The organism is Streptomyces spirodelae (assembly GCF_017676385.1).
In the GTDB taxonomy this organism is placed as follows: Bacteria; Actinomycetota; Actinomycetes; order Streptomycetales; family Streptomycetaceae; genus Streptomyces; species Streptomyces spirodelae.
Map to the genome: position 1 here is coordinate 15,974 of NZ_JAFFZN010000025.1, position 15,480 is coordinate 31,453.

The window sequence follows — 15,480 nt, forward strand, 5'->3', positions numbered from 1 at the left end:
CGGTGCCGCGCGGGCTGGACGCCGCCGTATGCCTAGGGAATGTGCCGTGCGCCGTACGCCAGCCTAGCGGCAGTTACCCGCCGCGTCAGCCCTGCCAGGCGTTATCCGGGGCGCGGCAGGGCATCATCGGTGCACGCTCGGCCGGGACCTCCGGCAGCACCCACCAGCAGGGAGGAAGCCTCCGATGGGAGAGAAGGTCGTCGCCGACAGGTTCGACCTGTCCGATCGACGGCGATACCGGCAGAAGCTGCACAAGTGCCTCCAGGGACTGTGGCAGCTCCTGGAAGAGAAGAGGTTCGACCGGCCCAGGAATCTGATGGGGCTGGAGATCGAGCTGAATCTCGCGGACGCCCAGGGTCAGCCCCTCATGGTGAATGCGGAGGTACTCCAGCACATCGCCAGCTCGGATTTCCAGACCGAACTGGGGCAGTTCAACCTCGAAGTGAATATCGTGCCGCACACGCTGTCCGGTAGAGTTCTCGATCAGCTCGCCGAAGAACTCCGCACCGGGCTGGCATACGCGGACCGGCAGGCCAGTGAGGTCGACGCGCGTATTGTCATGATCGGCACCCTGCCGACGCTGACAGCTCGCGACCTGACCCTGGCCAACCTCACCGAGGGCGACCGCTACCGGCTGCTCAACGACCAGATCATGGCGGCAAGGGGCGAGGAGGTGGCCCTCGACATCGAGGGCGTCGAACACCTGGTGAGCACCTCGGAGTCGATAGCGCCGGAGTCCGCCTGCACCTCCGTGCAGCTCCACCTCCAGGTGACGCCCGGCCGGTTCGCCGACGTATGGAACGCGGCGCAGGCCGTCAGCGGTGCGCAGATCGCCATGGGCGCCAACTCCCCCTTCCTGTTCGGGCACGAGCTGTGGCGCGAGTCGCGCATCCCGCTCTTCCTCCAGGCCACCGACACCCGCCCCCCGGAGCTGACCGCCCAGGGCGTACGCCCGCGCACCTGGTTCGGGGAACGGTGGATCTCCTCCGCGTACGACCTGTTCGAGGAGAACCTGCGCTACTTCCCCGCCCTGCTGCCCATCTGCGACGAGGAGGACCCGCAGCGGGTGCTGGCCGCAGGCGGAGTTCCCGCGCTGCCGGAGCTGACCTTGCACAACGGCACCATCTACCGCTGGAACCGGCCCGTCTACGGAGTGATGGACGGCGCCCCGCATCTGCGGGTGGAGAACAGAGTGCTGCCGGCCGGTCCCACGGTGACCGACGTGCTGGCCAACACCGCCTTCTACTACGGGCTGGTGCGCGCCCTGGCCGACGATCCGCGGCCGGTGTGGAACCGGATGCCGTTCGAATACGCCGAGCGGAACTTCGACGCGGCCTGCCGGTACGGGATCGAGGCCGAGCTGTGGTGGCCGCGCTCGGGCCGGGGGGCCGGGCTGGTGCGGCAGCCCGCCACCCGGCTGGTGCGCGACGAGCTGCTGCCGCTGGCCGCCGCCGGGCTCGAAGCCTGGGGCGTGGAGGCAGCGGACCGCGACCGGTACCTCTCCGTCATCGAGGAGCGCTGCCGGCTGCGGGTCAACGGCGCCTCCTGGCAGGCGGCGGCCTACCACCGGGCTGTCGATTCCGGCCTCGACCGGGAGAAGGCGCTGGCCGCCGTGGCCCGCGCCTACTGCGACCGGGCGGCGGACGGCGCCGCGGTGCACACCTGGACGGAGGGGCCGTAGCGGAACACCAGCGAAGGGGCGACCAGGTGGCCGAGTCCGTCGCCGCGCCCGCCGTCCCTGCTGCCGGGACGGCGGGCCCCGCGTGTCCGGTCCGCCGGAGTCATCGGGCAAGCTGTGCCGTGGCATGACGGCTGTACTGCGGCCCGTGTGCCGCCAGTCGGCAGCGGGCCGGGGCCGGTGGGGGTGACAGGAGGAGACGGGATGGACACGGCGTTCGCTACGGGAGGTTCGCGTGCGCGCACAGGCGCCTGACGACCCACTGCCCGCACCGGCAGCCCCTGCCGACGGGTTGTCGCGACGGGGGCTCCGCACCGAGCTGCTGCTCGTCCTCGCACTCTCGCTGGGGGCCAGCGCCGTCTCGTCGCTGATCAGCTTCCTCGGAGCACTCACCCGGCCGGGCGGGCTGGCCGACCAGGCGGCCCGGCTCAACTCCTCGCAGGCGCCCGGGCGGCCCTGGCTCGACCTGGCCTGGCAGCTGTTCGGGATCGCCACAGCGCTGGTGCCCGTGGCGCTGGTGGCACATCTGCTGGTCCGCGAGGGCGCTGGCGGGCTGCGCGTACTCGGCTTCGATTTCCGTAAGCCGGCCTTCGACCTGAGCCGGGGCGCGGTGGTGGCGGCGGGCATCGGCGGCTGCGGGATCGGCCTCTACCTGCTGGCACAAGCCGGCGGCTTCAACCTCACCGTGGAGCCGGAGTCACTGCCTGCCGTGTGGTGGAAGTACCCCGTGCTGATCGCCTCCGCTGTGCAGAACTCCGTGCTGGAGGAGGTGATCGTCGTCGGCTATCTGCTGCGCCGGCTCGACCAACTGGGCTGGTCGCCGCTCGCCTCGCTCTCCACGAGCGCCGTGCTGCGCGGCTCGTACCACCTCTACCAGGGCATCGGCGGATTCTTCGGCAATCTGGCGATGGGCCTGGTCTTCGGTCTCCTCTACCGGCGCTGGGGCCGCGTGGGGCCGCTGGTGGCGGCCCACGCGCTGATCGACATCGTCGCCTTCGTGGGATACGCGCTGCTCGCCGGCCGGGTGGACTGGCTGCCCACGCCGTGACCAGCGGCTACAGCCCGGTGCGCAGCTCCGCGTCCAGCACGGTGATCGCCTGCCCGTTCAGCAGGGTCCGGTCGCCGCGCAGCGTCGTACGGACACGGCCGGTGCGCCGCGACGCCTGAAGGCCCATCAGCGTGTCGCGGCCGAGCCGCCCCGACCACAGGGGAGCGAGCGCGGTGTGCGCGCTGCCGGTGACGGGGTCCTCCGGCAGCCCCTGGGACGGCGCGAAGACCCGCGAGACGAAGTCGTGCCCGGGCTCGCCGGAATCGGACCTGTTCCGGGCCGGCTCTGCCGCGGCAGCCGTCACCACCACGACCGGGGCCGGGAGGGCGGCGACGGCGGCGGAGACGGGGGCCAGTTCCCACAGCGTCTTCTCGTCGGCGAGCTCCAGCACCAGCATGCCCAGCGTGCCGGTGTCCCAGGCCGCCACGGCCTCGGCACCCAGCGCCTGCCCGGCGCCGTCCGGCACCGGGACCCGTGTCAGCTCGGCGGTCGGAAAGTCCAGGGTGAGGGTGGAGTCCGGCTCGCGCGACGCGCTCAGCACCCCGCTGCGGGTACGGAAGCGCACCCGCTCGCCCTCGCGCAGCAGACCGTCCTCGGCGAGGAGTTGGGCGGTGGCGAGTGTGGCGTGGCCGCACATGTCCACCTCCGTCGTCGGCGTGAACCAGCGCAGCGCCCAGTCGGCGTCCGGGGCACCGGGCAGCGGATGGGCGTAGGCGGTCTCGGAGAGGTTCAGCTCGGCCGCGACGGCCTGGAGGCGGCTCTCCTCCGGGAAGCCGTCCCCGTCCAGGAGCACGACAGCGGCGGGGTTCCCGGTGTAGGGGCGGGCGGCGAAGGCGTCAACGGTACGGATTCTCATGCTCTGGCACGCTACGGCGCCGGGGCCGCCAACTGCAGGTCCAATCGGCACCGAGTGGCGTGGTGGCACCGCCCGCACACTGTCGGTCGGCTCAGCACCTGGGTATCAGCACCTCTTGTATCAGCACCTCTTGTAGAGGTACCCGTCCTCACCTTCGGGCCTCACGTCCAGGTCCCGGCGGACGATCGACAGCCGCTCGCCCCAGTTGCGGCACGCCGCCGCCAGCCCCTTGGCCGTGTACTCCACGTCCAGCACCCGGCCGTCGTACGCCTTCGCGTACTGCCCGCACTCCTTGTACTGCCCGCACTCCTCGGTCACCGCGAAGTCGAACCCCATCGCGGAGCGCCGCTCCAGCAGTTCCTGGCCGTTCTTCTGGCCGGCTGCCAGGCCGCTGCGGTGTGCGCGCCGGGTCAGCAGCGCGGCGAACTTCACGTTGTCGCCGCGCGTGAGGCGCTTGCCCGAGCGCTCGTAGGAGTCGAGGTTGTCCAGCTCGACCGCCTGGAACCCCTTCTCGGCGCAGCCCTCGATCCAGCGCCCGACGATACGGGCCAGCGCCTTGCGGCGGGCGGCGGTACGGGTGTCGAGCAGCGCCTCGTTCCAGTCGGTGTCCATCACCGGCTCGCCGTCCGCGTCGTGCAGCACCAGGTCGGGGTGGTTCTCCTGCCACCAGTCCAGGGCGCTCGGCTGGGCCTGGAATCCGTTGACGTAGCAGATGCTGTACCGCCCGGCGGCCGGCTTGTCCGAGCGGTCCCTTGACACCACCCGTACGCCGTCGGGCGGGGTGTAGCCGCCGCCGATCTGGTAGTCGAAGCCCGCGTGCACCGGCGGCAGGGCGGGCCGGTCCGCCGTGGACGCGCGTTCGTGGTCCGGGGTGCCACCGTCCGGGCCGCCGCCGCACGCGGCGAGGGCAGCCACTGCGAGGAGGGCGGCGACGAGCGCGTGGACCCGACGGCTGCGGGCTGCCGAGGCGACGGGCGTGGACATGCGGGTGGCTCCTGACAGTGCGCGGAAGGCGCCGACCGCCCCCCTGCGCACAGCTTACGGAGCCGTTCCTGGCGGCTGAGCCCCTGGTCGGCGCGGTGGCGGGCACGGTCGTGGCCGAGGGCGCTACGAGCGATGCCCGCACGTCACCGTGCGGGGCAGAGGAGGACTGAGCCCTGGTCTCCGCTCGCCGGCGTCCCTCGTCCGCTATGGCGGGCGGAGGTGAGCCGCCGTAGCGGACGGGCCGTGTCTCCTTCCCAGGGAGGAGACGTCCGACCTCCGTGCCCACCTTTGGGGGGACGGGCATATGCCACGGCACGTTGATGAATTCTCACAGGTGCGTGTGATGTGGTGGTTCGGTGCACAGCTCTACACCGCCCAGTCTCTCGGCCGAAGCGGGAGTCGACGCCGCCGTCGACCCGCAGGTCAGTGCTGCGCTGGCTGATGTGATCGCCACCGCGCGCCGCCGTGCGGCGCGGGACGGCGACCGGCAGATCGACACGGCGCACCTGCTGCACAGCCTGCTGGAGTCCGACGGCGGCACCTGGGAGCTGCTGGACGGCGGTGGCCCGCAGCTCGGCAAACTGCTCGGCTATCTCGTGCAGCGCAGCATCGGCTACGGCCTGCGCTGGCAGAGCACCGTGGAGGACTCCGGCGCCGTGCCCGCCGTATCCGACCAGCCCGGCGGTGTGCCCGGCTGGTCGCCCAGCGCGCAGGCGGCGCTGGAGCTCGCGGCGTACCGCGCCCGGCGGCTGTCCAAGGAGTGGACCGAGGGCGTCGACCTGTTCGCCGGGGTGGTGGCCGACCCGGAGTGCCGGGCGGTCGAGGTGCTGCGCCGCGCCGGAGTGGACGTGGCCCGGCTGGCCGGCCGGCTCGGGACGGGCGACGAGACCTGAGGCGGCGACACCTGCCCGGGGCTGCGATACCGGGCGCGGTGCTGATTGCAGCGCCGCTCGGGGCGCCGATCGCAAAGCGTCAACCTCAATGTCAGGGGTCTCGGGGATGACACTCCTGTCGTCCGCTGAGATGATGCGGCGATGCGAACCGACTCGTCCGCCATGGACGTCTCCCGCGCCCGGACCTCGGGCCTCGTGCTCGCCCTGGTCTCAGCCTGCGCGTTCGGCAGCTCGGGCGTCGCGGCGAAGCCGCTCATCGAGGCGGGTCTGGAACCTCTGCACGTCACATGGCTGCGGGCCACGGGCGCTGCGCTGGTGCTGCTGCCGCTCGCCTGGCGGCACCGCGCCCTGGTGCGGGAGCGGCCATGGCTGCTGCTGGGTTTCGGGCTGCTGGCGGTCGCTGGGGTGCAGGCTTTCTACTTCACCGCGCTCTCCCGTATCCCGGTCGGTGTCGCGCTGCTGATCGAATATCTCGCCCCGGCCCTGGTCCTGCTGTGGGTGCGGTTCGTCCAGCGCCGTGCGGTGACCCGGGCCGCCGCCGTCGGCATGGTGCTGGCGGTCGGCGGCCTCAGCTGTGTCGTCGAGGTATGGGCCGGGCTCCGGCTGGACGGACTCGGGCTGCTGCTGGCGCTGGGGGCGGCCTGCTGCCAGGTGGGCTACTTCGTACTCGCCGACCACGGCAGCACGGCCGAGGAGGGCGATACGGCCAAGCCGCCCGCCGACCCGATGGGGGTCATCGCCTACGGGTTGCTGTTCGGTGCGCTGGCGCTGACCGTCGTCGCCAGGCCGTGGGGCACCGACTGGTCGGTGCTGACCGGGAAGGCCACCCTGCACGGAACGCAGGTGCACGGGCTGGGACTGCTGGTCTGGATCGTGCTGGTGGCCACCGCCACCGCGTATCTGACCGGGGTGGTCGCGGTGCGGCGGCTCTCACCGGCGGTGGCGGGTGTGGTGGCCTGTCTGGAGGCCGTCGTCGCGACGGTGCTCGCCTGGGTGCTGCTCGGGGAGCACTTGAGCGCCGTCCAACTGGTGGGCGGCGTCGTGGTGCTGCTCGGTGCCTTCATCGCGCAGCGCTCCACGCCCAAGGCGCGGAGCGGCGAGGCCGCGACCGAAGGCTGCGCGGACCCCGCGGGTGCCGGTACCGCACCCGGAACCGGCGGTGCGGCGGAGGACGTCAGCGCGCGGTGAGGTAACCGGGGACGGGGGTGCCGGGTGCCAGGTCGTCCGCCGGTATCGGCGTGCCGTAGACGGGGGAGACGGGCAGAACGCCGCTCCAGTACGGCAGGCCGAGGTCTTCGGGCTCGTCGTTGGGTCCGCCCGCGCGGGACTTGACCGACACCTCCTCCAGGCCGACGCGTACGACCGCGGTCGCGGCCAGTTCCTTCGGGTCGGCCCTGCGCGAGTCGGCCGCCCGGCCCGGGATGGCGTTGTCCACGATGGCGTCCAGCGCCATCAGCCGCTCCTGGTGGTCCGTCACCTGGTGGGCGAGGCCGTGTACCACCACCGAGCGATAGTTGACGGAGTGGTGGAAGGCGGACTTGGCCAGCACCAGCCCGTCCAGGTGGGTCACCGTGACGCACACCGGCATCCCGCCGTCCTCCCGGCCCGCCTCGCGCAGCGGCCGGGACCCCGTGGAGCCGTGCACATACAGCCGGTCGCCCACCCGTGCGTACAGCGTGGGCAGGACGACGGGCGCACCGTCGCGGACGAAGGCGAGGTGGCACAGGTAGCCGTCGTCCAGCACGGCGTGCACCGACGCGCGGTCGTACGACATGCGGTCGCGAGCCCTGCTGCCGGTGGTGCGCGGGGTCCGGGGATAGGTGTCCGCACCGGAGGGCGAGTCGGTCATTTGCACTCCTTTTGAACTAGTGCATAATCTTGTTTGTGCTAGGAGACTACCGGATCAAAGGCCGGGGCGCAGCAGAGATCGCCGACAGCGTGGAGCACGGCGTCGGCAGCGGCGCCCTGCCGCCGGGCGAACCGCTGCCACCCCTGCGGGAGTTGGCGGCCGAACTGGGTGTGAACCCGAACACCGTCGCGGCGGCTTACCGCACACTCCGCGACCGCGGCGTCATCGAGACCGCCGGCCGACGGGGCAGCCGTGTGCGGCAGCGACCGGCCACCGCGCCGCGCGAAGCCGTTCGGGTCGAGCCGCCCGTCGGCGGCGTGGACCTCTCCACGGGCAATCCCGATCCCGCGCTGCTCCCTTCCCTCACCGAAGCCCTCGCCGTCTCGGCCGACCTGGCGGCACGCGCCCCGGTGCTCTACGGCGCCCCGGACGCCGACCCGCGGTTCGCGGCCCTGGCCCGGGAGGCGCTGGAGGCCGACGGGGTGCGGGCCGGGCCGCTCGCCGTCACCTCCGGTTCGCTCGACGCCATCGAACGCGTGCTGTCGACACACCTGCGGCCCGGCGACGCCGTCGCCGTCGAGGACCCCGGCTGGGGCTCCCTGCTCGACCTCGTCCCGGCGCTCGGGCTGCGCCCGCTCCCGGTGCCCGTGGACGACGACGGGCCGCTCCCCGCCGAGCTGGAGGGCGCGCTCGGCCGGGGGGCGCGCGCCGCAATCGTCACCGCCCGCGCGCAGAACCCGACAGGCGCCGCCGTCTCGGCGGCGCGCGCCCGCGAACTGCGCACCGTGCTGGCGGCACACCCCGGAACGGTGCTGATCGAGGACGACCACGGCCACGGCATCGTCGACCTCCCGCTGCATTCCCTCGCGGGCACCACCAGCCGGTGGGCGCTGGTGCGCTCCACGGCCAAGGCGTACGGGCCCGATCTGCGGCTGGCCGTACTGACGGGTGACTCGCTCACCGTCGACCGGGTACGCGGCCGCCAGCGGCTGGGCCCCGGCTGGGTCAGCCACCTGCTGCAGCGTGCCGTCGCGCACCTGTGGGAGACCGGCGCTGCCGACCCGGCGCGGGTGGCCGCCGCGTACGGTGCCCGCCGGACCGCACTGGTGGACGCGCTGACGGCGCGGGGCGTCCCGGCGCGAGGACGCAGCGGTATGAATGTGTGGGTGCCCGTGCGGGACGAGACCGGACCGGTGGCGCGGCTGCTCCAGACGGGCTGGGCGGCGGCACCCGGCGCCCGCTTCCGGCTCGCCTCGCCGCCGGGGTTGCGGCTGACCGTCTCACCGCTGTCCCCGGCCGACATCGAGTGCCTCGCCGACGACGTCGCCGCGGCGCTGCGCCCGGCGGAGGCTGCGCGGTACGACTGACGCCGGGACGGTCAGGGGCGGGGGCCGGGGGCCACCGCCCGGGCGGCCGGTTCACAGTTTGCGGAAGTCCCAGGAGACCACCGACTCGGGGGCCAGCCTCAGCCAGGCGTGCCGTCCGTCGTACGGCATCCGGTCCATGCCGAAGTACTTGGCCGGGAACAGCCGCTCCACCTCATAGAGTTCCGGACACGGCTCGCCCGTGCGCGGGGCCTCGCCGACGAACTCGGCGCGGCCGGACAGCTCGACCCCGCGCAGCTCCCCGTACTCCTCGCCGTCGTCCACCAGCACGGCCAGCCGCGGATCGTGGCGCAGCTGCGCCCATCTCCTGCTGCGGGTGAGCGAGTACATCCACAGCGCCCGGCCGTCCCAGCAGAACCACAGCGCGCCCACATGGGGCGCGCCCCGCCGGCCGACCGTGGCGACCCGGCAGGTGCGCCGGGTGCGCAGGAAAGCGTCCCGCTCCTGCGGCGTCATCATGATCCGGCGACCCCGCCGCTGCTGTACGTCGGCCATCTGTCCTCTTTCGTCGAGGCGAGTCGGTCTGACCGGTTGCTCATGACTGATTGACCGTCAGAAAACTATGAAGGGTCTTCTCGTGTCGCGCAATGCTCCCTATCCTGCGGGCGCTTCTCCTGCTGAGTGCTCCCGACTGTTCGCCCGCTGGGTGCTCCCACTGATGGTGTTCCGACGACGGAAGGGAGGGCGCATGTCCTCGCCCGACCCGCTCGCCGCCCAACTCGCCCCCGCCTCCACAGCGCTGCTGACCGTCGAATGCCAGCGAGGCGTGGTCGGCGCCGACAGCGCCCTGCCCGAACTCGCCCACCAGGTACGGAGCACGGGAGTGCTGGACCGTATCGCGGAGCTGACCGCCACGGCGCACCGGGCGGGCGTACAGGTCCTGCACGCCCTCGCCGAGCGCCGCCCGGACGGCAGGGGCGCCAACCGCAACGCGCGGCTCTTCCGCGCCGCCGAACGGCTGCCGGTACGGCAGTTGGCGGGCTCGTCCGCCGTACAGGTCGCCGAGCCCGTCCCGGTCGCGGAGGAGGACCTGGTCGTGCGACGGCTGCACGGCCTCTCGCCGCTCGCCGGCACCGACGTGGACGCCCTGCTGCGCAACCTCGGCGTGCGTACGCTCGTCGTCACGGGCGTCTCGGCGAATGTGGCGGTGCCGAACGCCGTCTTCGACGCGGTCAACCTCGGCTACACCGCTGTGGTGCCCGCCGACGCCATCGCCGGCGTCCCCGCCGACTACACGGCTGCGATGATCCGGCACACGCTGGCGCTCGTCGCGACGGTCACGACCGCCGACGAGGTGCGGGCACGCTGGACGGACTGACCCGCCGCGTCCGCCATCATGCCTCCCGGCAGACGGGCTCCGAACTACACGGTGGTGTAGCAGTAGGAGACGAGGGTCTTGCCCGGCTTCGCCTTGGTGACTTTCTGCTTCACGACCTTGCCGTTGACGAGTACCTGGCAGCCGATTTCCGCCTTGGGTTCCGAGGACGACGTCTGCATGTTCACCATGCGGCCAGACTCCAGCTTGAACTTCTTCGACCAGGGCGTCTTGATCCCGTCGATGTCCAGGTCCTCCCTGTCGACTCCCTTCCCGAGGACGCCCGGAACATAGACGTTTGCCGGGGAGTCGCCGGTCACCTTGATCTCGACGGTCACTGTGCCGTCGCCGCCGTCCGCTTTCGCATCGCTGCCACCGCTGCTGCTACTGCCGCCGCCACGCGCGGACTTCTTGCTGCCGTCACCGTCATCGGAGCAGCCCGCCAGCAACAGTGCTGTCGCGGAGAGAAGGCAGGCCGCGGCCCTGTGAATACGCATGGCGGGAATCGTGGCACGGGGAGATCACCGATGCCGGTGAATCCGGGAAAGTACTCCGCAGAACATCCCCACTGACCTGGGGATTCCCGCGGTGTTGCCCCGCCCTCGCGGCAGGATGCCCGCCCTTACGACGCCGCCACCGGGGGCGGGCAGGCGGACAGGTCACAAGCTTGCCAGCAGATCATCGAGCGGAGTCGGCACCTGCCCGGGGGCCAGGGCATCCACGAGGAGGTGGCCGTAGCGGATCTTGCGGCCTTTCTTCGTACCGAGGAACCGCCGCAGCTGCTGCTGCCGGGGCCGACCGTGCTGTGCGGGCTGGCGGACGAAGGTCTGCCAGGCGCGGAGGTCGCCCTCCGCTCGGATGATCTCCTCCACTTCCGCGGCGCCCAGGGCACGGATGAGCTCGTCCTCCAGGTCGGCCACGCATACGAAGAAACCCCGCTGTGGCACCCGTGCACGTCTCAGCCCCCGGTCGTAGAAGCCCTGTTCGCCCTCGTCGCACAGCCCCGTCAGACGCAGGCCGAGGCCGGGCGGTCCGAGGATTTCGGCGTACCGGCCGACGCTCATCGCCCCGCCCATCGGTACGACGCACACCCCCTCGGCGGCCAGGTCCCGCCCCCGCCGCGCGGCCAGCGTCTCAACGGCGGCGAAGTCGCTCGCTCCCTCCAGCAGCACGGCCGTCCGCACCCCGAGCCGCTCGGCCAACTCGCCGGCCGGCCCGCCGGAACCACCGCTCGCCCAGCCACCGACCGCGTCCCGGAACGCCCCCATGTCCGCCATGCGCCAAGTCTGCCCTCCCTCCTCACACCCGGCACCCGATATTCGACTGCTCCCTGTACGGCCCAACTGCACGGCCCGTGCCCGCTGCTGCGACCCGCGCTCACGGCGTGGGACCGGCCAGCGCGCCCACGCGTTCGGCTGTGCTGCGGGCCCAGCGGGTGGAGCCGATTGCGCCGAGGGCCACGATGTTCGCGCCGAGTGCGAGGGTCATCCACCACACGCCGTGCGCCGAGCCTGTGAACGCCGTTCCGCCGCGTGCGATCTGCGGTCCGATCACTGTGCCGGATATCGCGACGCCCAGCGTGGTGCCGGCCTGGCGGCCGGTGGACGCCAGGGAGCCGGCCAGCCCGGCCATCGAGCGGGGCATCCCGGAGATCGCCGAGTTGCTGATCGGCGGGTTGACAGCACCGAGGAAGACGCCGAACAGCAGGTAGACCGCCAGCACGGCCGGGAGGGGGGTGTCCGGCCGCAGTGTGAGTGACACGCCGCCGCCGAGGGCCAGGACGCTCCCGGCCGCCACCAGCGGCAGCCGCGGGCCGCGCCCGCCGACCATCCGCCCGGCGAGCGGGGAGACCACCACGACCGGCAGCCCGACCGGCAGCGGGCACAGCCCCGCCGCCACGGGCGGCAGCCCGCGTACGTCCTGCAGGTACTGGGTGGTCACGAACAAGAACGCGCCGAAGCCGCACAGGGCGCACAGCGCCGCCACGATCGCCGAACTGAACGGCACGCTGCGGAAGAGACGCAGCTCCAGAAGCGGGTCGGTACGGCGCGAGGACCGCACGAGCGGCGGCCGCCGCCGGTACCGGGCACTCGACCTCAAGTGGATCGTCGTCTGCACCAAACTGCGCGCCACCGGCATGCCCATCAGAGGCATTCGCCGCTACGCCGAACTTGTCACCGCGGGACCGGGCAACGAAGCCGAACGGCTCGCCCTGATGGAAGCCCACCGCGCCGATGTCCTGGCCGAACTGGCCGAGACCCAGGAGAACTTGCAGACGATCGACCGCAAGATCGAGACCTACCGGAAGAGCGTGGCCAAGGGCGACGCCGACCGGCTGTGGGCACCGGTGGAACCCGCTGAGCAGCGCTCCGCTTATGATTTCCTTCGGGAAACCAATAACGGAGAGGGCCGGGGGCCCGGGAGGGACCGAGCAGTTGTGTCCGAAGGTGAGAAGGTGGTCGCTCTCGCGGCGGGAGAGCCGGTCACGCCATTGGAAGACGCGCTGTCGCGTCTGCAGTGCGTGCTGGTCGCCCGGCGGTCGCACGACAACCCGGAGCAGGTCACCTGGCAGCAGTGGGACGCGCTGGAGACGCTGCGTATCCACGGTCCGATGAAGCCCTCGCTGCTCAGCGACTCCCTGGGGGCCTCCAGGCAGACCATGTCGAAGATCCTTCGGGTGCTCAAGGGCCTCGGACTTGTCGAGCAGACCACGGACGAAGGCGACCGTCGCGAGCACACCACGGCGCTCACCGACCGGGGCAGGGAGTTTCTCGCGCGTACCGCCCGGGGCAGGCGGCGGAACGCCGATGTGGCAGCCGACGCCCTCTCCCCGGGCGAGCAGGCGCTGTTCGCCGAACTCTGCCAGAAGGTCTCAGGGGCCCTGGAGGCGACGCTGCGCGGCCACTGACCCCTCGCTCGCCGATTCCGCTGCGGCACCTTGCGCCGCATCGGGCGCGGCCAGGTAGCTCCGCAGGTGGTCGGCGGTGAGGGACGAGGTCCGGTCCAGCAGCGCTGCCAGGGTGCCGCTGTGGACGACGCGACCGCCCCGGTCGCCCGGTCCGGGGCCGAGGTCGACGACCCAGTCCGCGTGCCGCACCACCTCGAGGTCGTGCGTGGCCACCACCAGACTGTTACCCGCGTCCACCAGGCGATCCAACAACCGCAGCAGCACCGCGGTGTCGGCCAGATGCAGGCCACTCGTCGGATCGTCGAAGACGAACAGCCTCCCGCTCTCCTTGAGATGGGCGGCCAGCTTGAGACGCTGCCGTTCCCCGCCGGAGAGGGTCGAGAGCGTCCTGCCCAGGGTGAGGTAGGACAGACCCACCTCCCCGAGGGGCCGCAGCGCTCCCGCCAGGGCCGGTGGCGAGGTGAAGGTCTCCAGAGCCTGCCCGACGGTCATGCCCAGCACCTCGGCGACGGTGCGCCCGTGCAGACGGTGCTTCAGGGCCTCCGGGCGGTAGCGGCTTCCCCCGCAGACCTCGCAGGTGCGTGAGACCGGCTCCAGGTATGCCAGGTCCGTCTCGACCTCGCCGCGTCCCCGGCACTGAGGGCAGGCGCCGGAAGAGTTGGAGCTGAACAGTCCCGCACCCGCTCCGCTCGCCTTGGAGAAGAGCTTGCGCAGCGCATCCATGGCGCCCGAATAAGTGGCCGCGGTCGCTCGCGGGGAGGCTCCGATCTCCGCCTGATCGATGAGTACGGCTGCGGGGTGCTGTTCGACCAGCGCTGTCAGAAGGCTGCTCTTGCCGGCCCCCGCGACGCCGGTGACCACGCACATCACACCCTCGGGCAGTTCGACGTGTTCTTCTCGCAGATTGGCGCGCCCTGCGCCGGAGACATCGAGGAACCTGTGGGGCGTTCGCGGACATTCCTTGTGGACGCGTGCGGCGCGCAGCGCTGCACCGGTGGTGGTGCGGGCCGCACGGAGCTGTGCAGGAGTGCCGGTGAAGACGATCTGCCCGCCGTGGGCACCAGCACCGGGCCCGAGGTCGATCACATGGTCGGCCAGGTCCATCACCGCGGGGTCGTGAGTGACGGCGATGACAGTGTTGCCGTTGTCCCGCAGCGCCAGGAGCACCTCTGCCAGCGCCTCCACGTCGGCCGGGTGCAGCCCGGCGGTGGGTTCGTCGAACAGGTAGGTGACATCGGTGAGGGAACTGCCGAGGTGGCGCACGCACTTCAGACGCTGCAACTCGCCTCCGGAGAGGGTGGTGGTGGCACGCGCCAGGCTCAGGTACCCCAGGCCGACCACCTGGATTCGGCGCAGCACCGTGAGGGCCTCGTCCGCCAGTGGTCCGGCGTCCGCTGCCCGGGCCCGGGTCAGGAGGGGAACGAGTTGGTCGACGGGCATGTCGGCGCACTCGGCGATGGTGTGTCCGGCCAGCCGGGAGGCGAGCGCCGCCGCGTTCAGCCGGGCCCCTCGGCAGACAGGACAGGTCTGCACACGGGTGACGCGGGCGAGCGCGACGCGCTCCCGTTCGCTGAGCGCGTCGGTTTCGCGGCGCAGGAAGCGGCGTTCGAGGCGGGGGACCACGCCCTCGTAGGCGTTCCGGTAGACCCCCGCGCCCGTACGGCGCTTGACGTGGAACCCATGCCCGTACAGCAGGAGTTCCCGCTCCTGACCGGTGAAAGCGCCCAGTGGCTTGTCCGCGTCGAACAGGCCGGATTCCGCGTACAACTGCCAGGTGGCGCTGCCCGGAGAGAAGGCGGGGAAGTCGATGGCGCCCTCGTTCAGGCTCCGGTCGCCGCGCAGCAGCCGATCGAGATCGAGTTCGCGTGCGGTACCGAGGCCGTGGCAGCGTACGCACATTCCGAGTGGGTCGTTGAAGGAGTAGACCTGCGCGGGCCCCGCGCTCGGAGTGGCGCAGCGGGAGAAGAGCACACGCAGCGCCGTATGCGCTTCACTCGTCGTTCCCACCGTGGAGCGGGTGTTCCCCGCTGGACGGCGCTGGTCGATGACCACCGTCATGGTCAGGTTCTCCAGCCGTCGGGCCCGCGGCCGTTCGCGCCCGGGGAGCCGATGGCGCACGAAGGCCGGAAAGGTCTCGTACAACTGCCGCTGCGCTTCGGCGGCCAGCGTGCCGAAGACCAGGGAGGACTTGCCCGACCCGGAGGGGCCGGTGACCACTGTGAGGGCGTGCTTGGGCAGCGTCACCGACACATCGCGCAGGTTGTTCTGCGCCACCTCGTGCAGGACGATCCGCGCACCGGCGGCACAGGATTGGGGAGAGGTGGTGACCACGGCGTCCTCTACTTCGCGTTGTGTTCCCGACGGCTTGTCGACGGCTTGATCCCGACAGGGCGATCGTAGCAAGTAGTTGCCGATGGTTAATCAAAATCCCTCCGCTGGGACCGCAGGAGTTGTCGTTGCCGAGGACCGATGGGATGTCAAGCGTCCAGTTATTTCTGATCGGCAACCACATCGGCCAGGATGTCGGGCTGCTGACCGCGGGGGCCGCCCGCCGGGAGCGGACA

General features: G+C 71.8%; 15 protein-coding genes. 7 read left to right on the forward strand and 8 right to left on the reverse strand.

Features of this window, described 5'->3' with window-relative positions; translation table 11 throughout:
- The first annotated feature begins 184 nt into the window (after nt 1–184).
- Nucleotides 185–1,681, forward strand: a complete 1,497-nt coding sequence (locus JW592_RS24170) for a glutamate-cysteine ligase family protein (RefSeq protein ID WP_209267325.1) — start codon at nt 185–187, stop codon at nt 1,679–1,681.
- A 232-nt stretch (nt 1,682–1,913) separates the two neighbouring features.
- Complete coding sequence (locus JW592_RS24175) at nt 1,914–2,726, forward strand: CPBP family intramembrane glutamic endopeptidase (RefSeq protein WP_372446564.1); 813 nt, start codon at nt 1,914–1,916, stop codon at nt 2,724–2,726.
- Between the two features lie 7 nt (nt 2,727–2,733).
- On the opposite strand, the gene JW592_RS24180 is transcribed toward JW592_RS24175, so the two are convergent.
- Together JW592_RS24180 and JW592_RS24185 are read right to left on the reverse strand one after the other, a co-directional pair.
- Entirely contained in the window at nt 2,734–3,582 is an 849-nt protein-coding gene (locus JW592_RS24180) for a PhzF family phenazine biosynthesis protein (RefSeq protein ID WP_209267326.1), read from the reverse strand.
- A 120-nt stretch (nt 3,583–3,702) separates the two neighbouring features.
- Nucleotides 3,703–4,566: an endo alpha-1,4 polygalactosaminidase gene (locus JW592_RS24185; protein WP_209267327.1), complete on the reverse strand. Its 864-nt coding sequence runs from the start codon at nt 4,564–4,566 to the stop codon at nt 3,703–3,705.
- Between the two features lie 356 nt (nt 4,567–4,922).
- Between JW592_RS24185 and JW592_RS24190 the strand changes: the two genes are divergently transcribed.
- Both JW592_RS24190 and JW592_RS24195 read left to right on the forward strand, forming a co-directional pair.
- Nucleotides 4,923–5,459 carry a Clp protease N-terminal domain-containing protein gene (locus JW592_RS24190; protein ID WP_209267328.1) on the forward strand — a complete coding sequence of 179 codons (537 nt, stop codon included), beginning with the start codon at nt 4,923–4,925 and terminating at the stop codon, nt 5,457–5,459.
- A gap of 162 nt (nt 5,460–5,621) precedes the next feature.
- Nucleotides 5,622–6,647, forward strand: coding sequence for an EamA family transporter (locus tag JW592_RS24195; RefSeq protein WP_209267415.1), 1,026 nt, complete (start codon nt 5,622–5,624; stop codon nt 6,645–6,647).
- Here the strand turns inward: JW592_RS24195 and JW592_RS24200 are convergent.
- Nucleotides 6,634–7,308: a pyridoxamine 5'-phosphate oxidase family protein gene (locus JW592_RS24200; RefSeq protein ID WP_209267329.1), complete on the reverse strand. Its 675-nt coding sequence runs from the start codon at nt 7,306–7,308 to the stop codon at nt 6,634–6,636. The genes JW592_RS24195 and JW592_RS24200 overlap by 14 nt on opposite strands.
- Before the next feature lie 35 nt (nt 7,309–7,343).
- On the opposite strand from JW592_RS24200, the gene JW592_RS24205 reads away from it, so the two are divergent.
- A complete protein-coding gene (locus JW592_RS24205; RefSeq protein WP_209267330.1) occupies nt 7,344–8,675 on the forward strand; it encodes an aminotransferase class I/II-fold pyridoxal phosphate-dependent enzyme in 1,332 nt (443 codons plus the stop codon).
- A gap of 51 nt (nt 8,676–8,726) precedes the next feature.
- Here the strand turns inward: JW592_RS24205 and JW592_RS24210 are convergent, their stop codons facing one another.
- The gene (locus JW592_RS24210) at nt 8,727–9,188 is read right to left on the reverse strand and encodes a pyridoxamine 5'-phosphate oxidase family protein (RefSeq protein ID WP_209267331.1); all 462 of its coding nucleotides are present in this window, start codon (nt 9,186–9,188) and stop codon (nt 8,727–8,729) included.
- Nucleotides 9,189–9,381: 193 nt separating this feature from the next.
- Between JW592_RS24210 and JW592_RS24215 the strand changes: the two genes are divergently transcribed.
- The gene (locus tag JW592_RS24215) at nt 9,382–10,011 is read left to right on the forward strand and encodes a cysteine hydrolase family protein (RefSeq protein ID WP_209267332.1); all 630 of its coding nucleotides are present in this window, start codon (nt 9,382–9,384) and stop codon (nt 10,009–10,011) included.
- Between the two features lie 44 nt (nt 10,012–10,055).
- Here the strand turns inward: JW592_RS24215 and JW592_RS24220 are convergent, their stop codons facing one another.
- The 3 genes from JW592_RS24220 to JW592_RS24230 form a co-directional block, all read right to left on the reverse strand.
- Nucleotides 10,056–10,505, reverse strand: coding sequence for a hypothetical protein (locus JW592_RS24220; protein ID WP_209267333.1), 450 nt, complete (start codon nt 10,503–10,505; stop codon nt 10,056–10,058).
- 162 nt (nt 10,506–10,667) lie between these two features.
- On the reverse strand, nt 10,668–11,285 hold the full coding sequence (locus JW592_RS24225; RefSeq protein WP_209267334.1) for a TOPRIM nucleotidyl transferase/hydrolase domain-containing protein: 618 nt from the start codon (nt 11,283–11,285) through the stop codon (nt 10,668–10,670).
- A 100-nt stretch (nt 11,286–11,385) separates the two neighbouring features.
- Nucleotides 11,386–12,039, reverse strand: coding sequence for an MFS transporter (locus JW592_RS24230; protein WP_307805531.1), 654 nt, complete (start codon nt 12,037–12,039; stop codon nt 11,386–11,388).
- On the opposite strand from JW592_RS24230, the gene JW592_RS32925 reads away from it, so the two are divergent.
- The gene (locus tag JW592_RS32925; RefSeq protein WP_307805522.1) at nt 11,942–12,916 is read left to right on the forward strand and encodes a MarR family transcriptional regulator; all 975 of its coding nucleotides are present in this window, start codon (nt 11,942–11,944) and stop codon (nt 12,914–12,916) included. The two genes, JW592_RS24230 and JW592_RS32925, sit on opposite strands and share 98 nt — an antisense overlap.
- Here JW592_RS32925 and JW592_RS24245 read toward each other — a convergent pair.
- Entirely contained in the window at nt 12,881–15,247 is a 2,367-nt protein-coding gene (locus JW592_RS24245; RefSeq protein WP_307805523.1) for an ATP-binding cassette domain-containing protein, read from the reverse strand. The two genes, JW592_RS32925 and JW592_RS24245, sit on opposite strands and share 36 nt — an antisense overlap.
- Between the last annotated feature and the right edge of the window lie 233 nt (nt 15,248–15,480).

Bases quoted from the DNA above. Each gene is read 5' to 3' on its own strand.
- JW592_RS24215 (WP_209267332.1), top strand. From the start codon at position 9,382: ATGTCCTCGCCCGACCCGCTCGCCGCCCAACTCGCCCCCGCCTCCACA.
- JW592_RS24195 (WP_209267415.1), top strand. From the start codon at position 5,622: ATGGACGTCTCCCGCGCCCGGACCTCGGGCCTCGTGCTCGCCCTGGTC.
- JW592_RS24210 (WP_209267331.1), bottom strand. From the start codon at position 9,188: ATGGCCGACGTACAGCAGCGGCGGGGTCGCCGGATCATGATGACGCCG.
- JW592_RS24180 (WP_209267326.1), bottom strand. From the start codon at position 3,582: ATGAGAATCCGTACCGTTGACGCCTTCGCCGCCCGCCCCTACACCGGG.
- JW592_RS24220 (WP_209267333.1), bottom strand. From the start codon at position 10,505: ATGCGTATTCACAGGGCCGCGGCCTGCCTTCTCTCCGCGACAGCACTG.
- JW592_RS24225 (WP_209267334.1), bottom strand. From the start codon at position 11,285: ATGGCGGACATGGGGGCGTTCCGGGACGCGGTCGGTGGCTGGGCGAGC.
- JW592_RS24185 (WP_209267327.1), bottom strand. From the start codon at position 4,566: ATGTCCACGCCCGTCGCCTCGGCAGCCCGCAGCCGTCGGGTCCACGCG.
- JW592_RS24200 (WP_209267329.1), bottom strand. From the start codon at position 7,308: ATGACCGACTCGCCCTCCGGTGCGGACACCTATCCCCGGACCCCGCGC.
- JW592_RS24170 (WP_209267325.1), top strand. From the start codon at position 185: ATGGGAGAGAAGGTCGTCGCCGACAGGTTCGACCTGTCCGATCGACGG.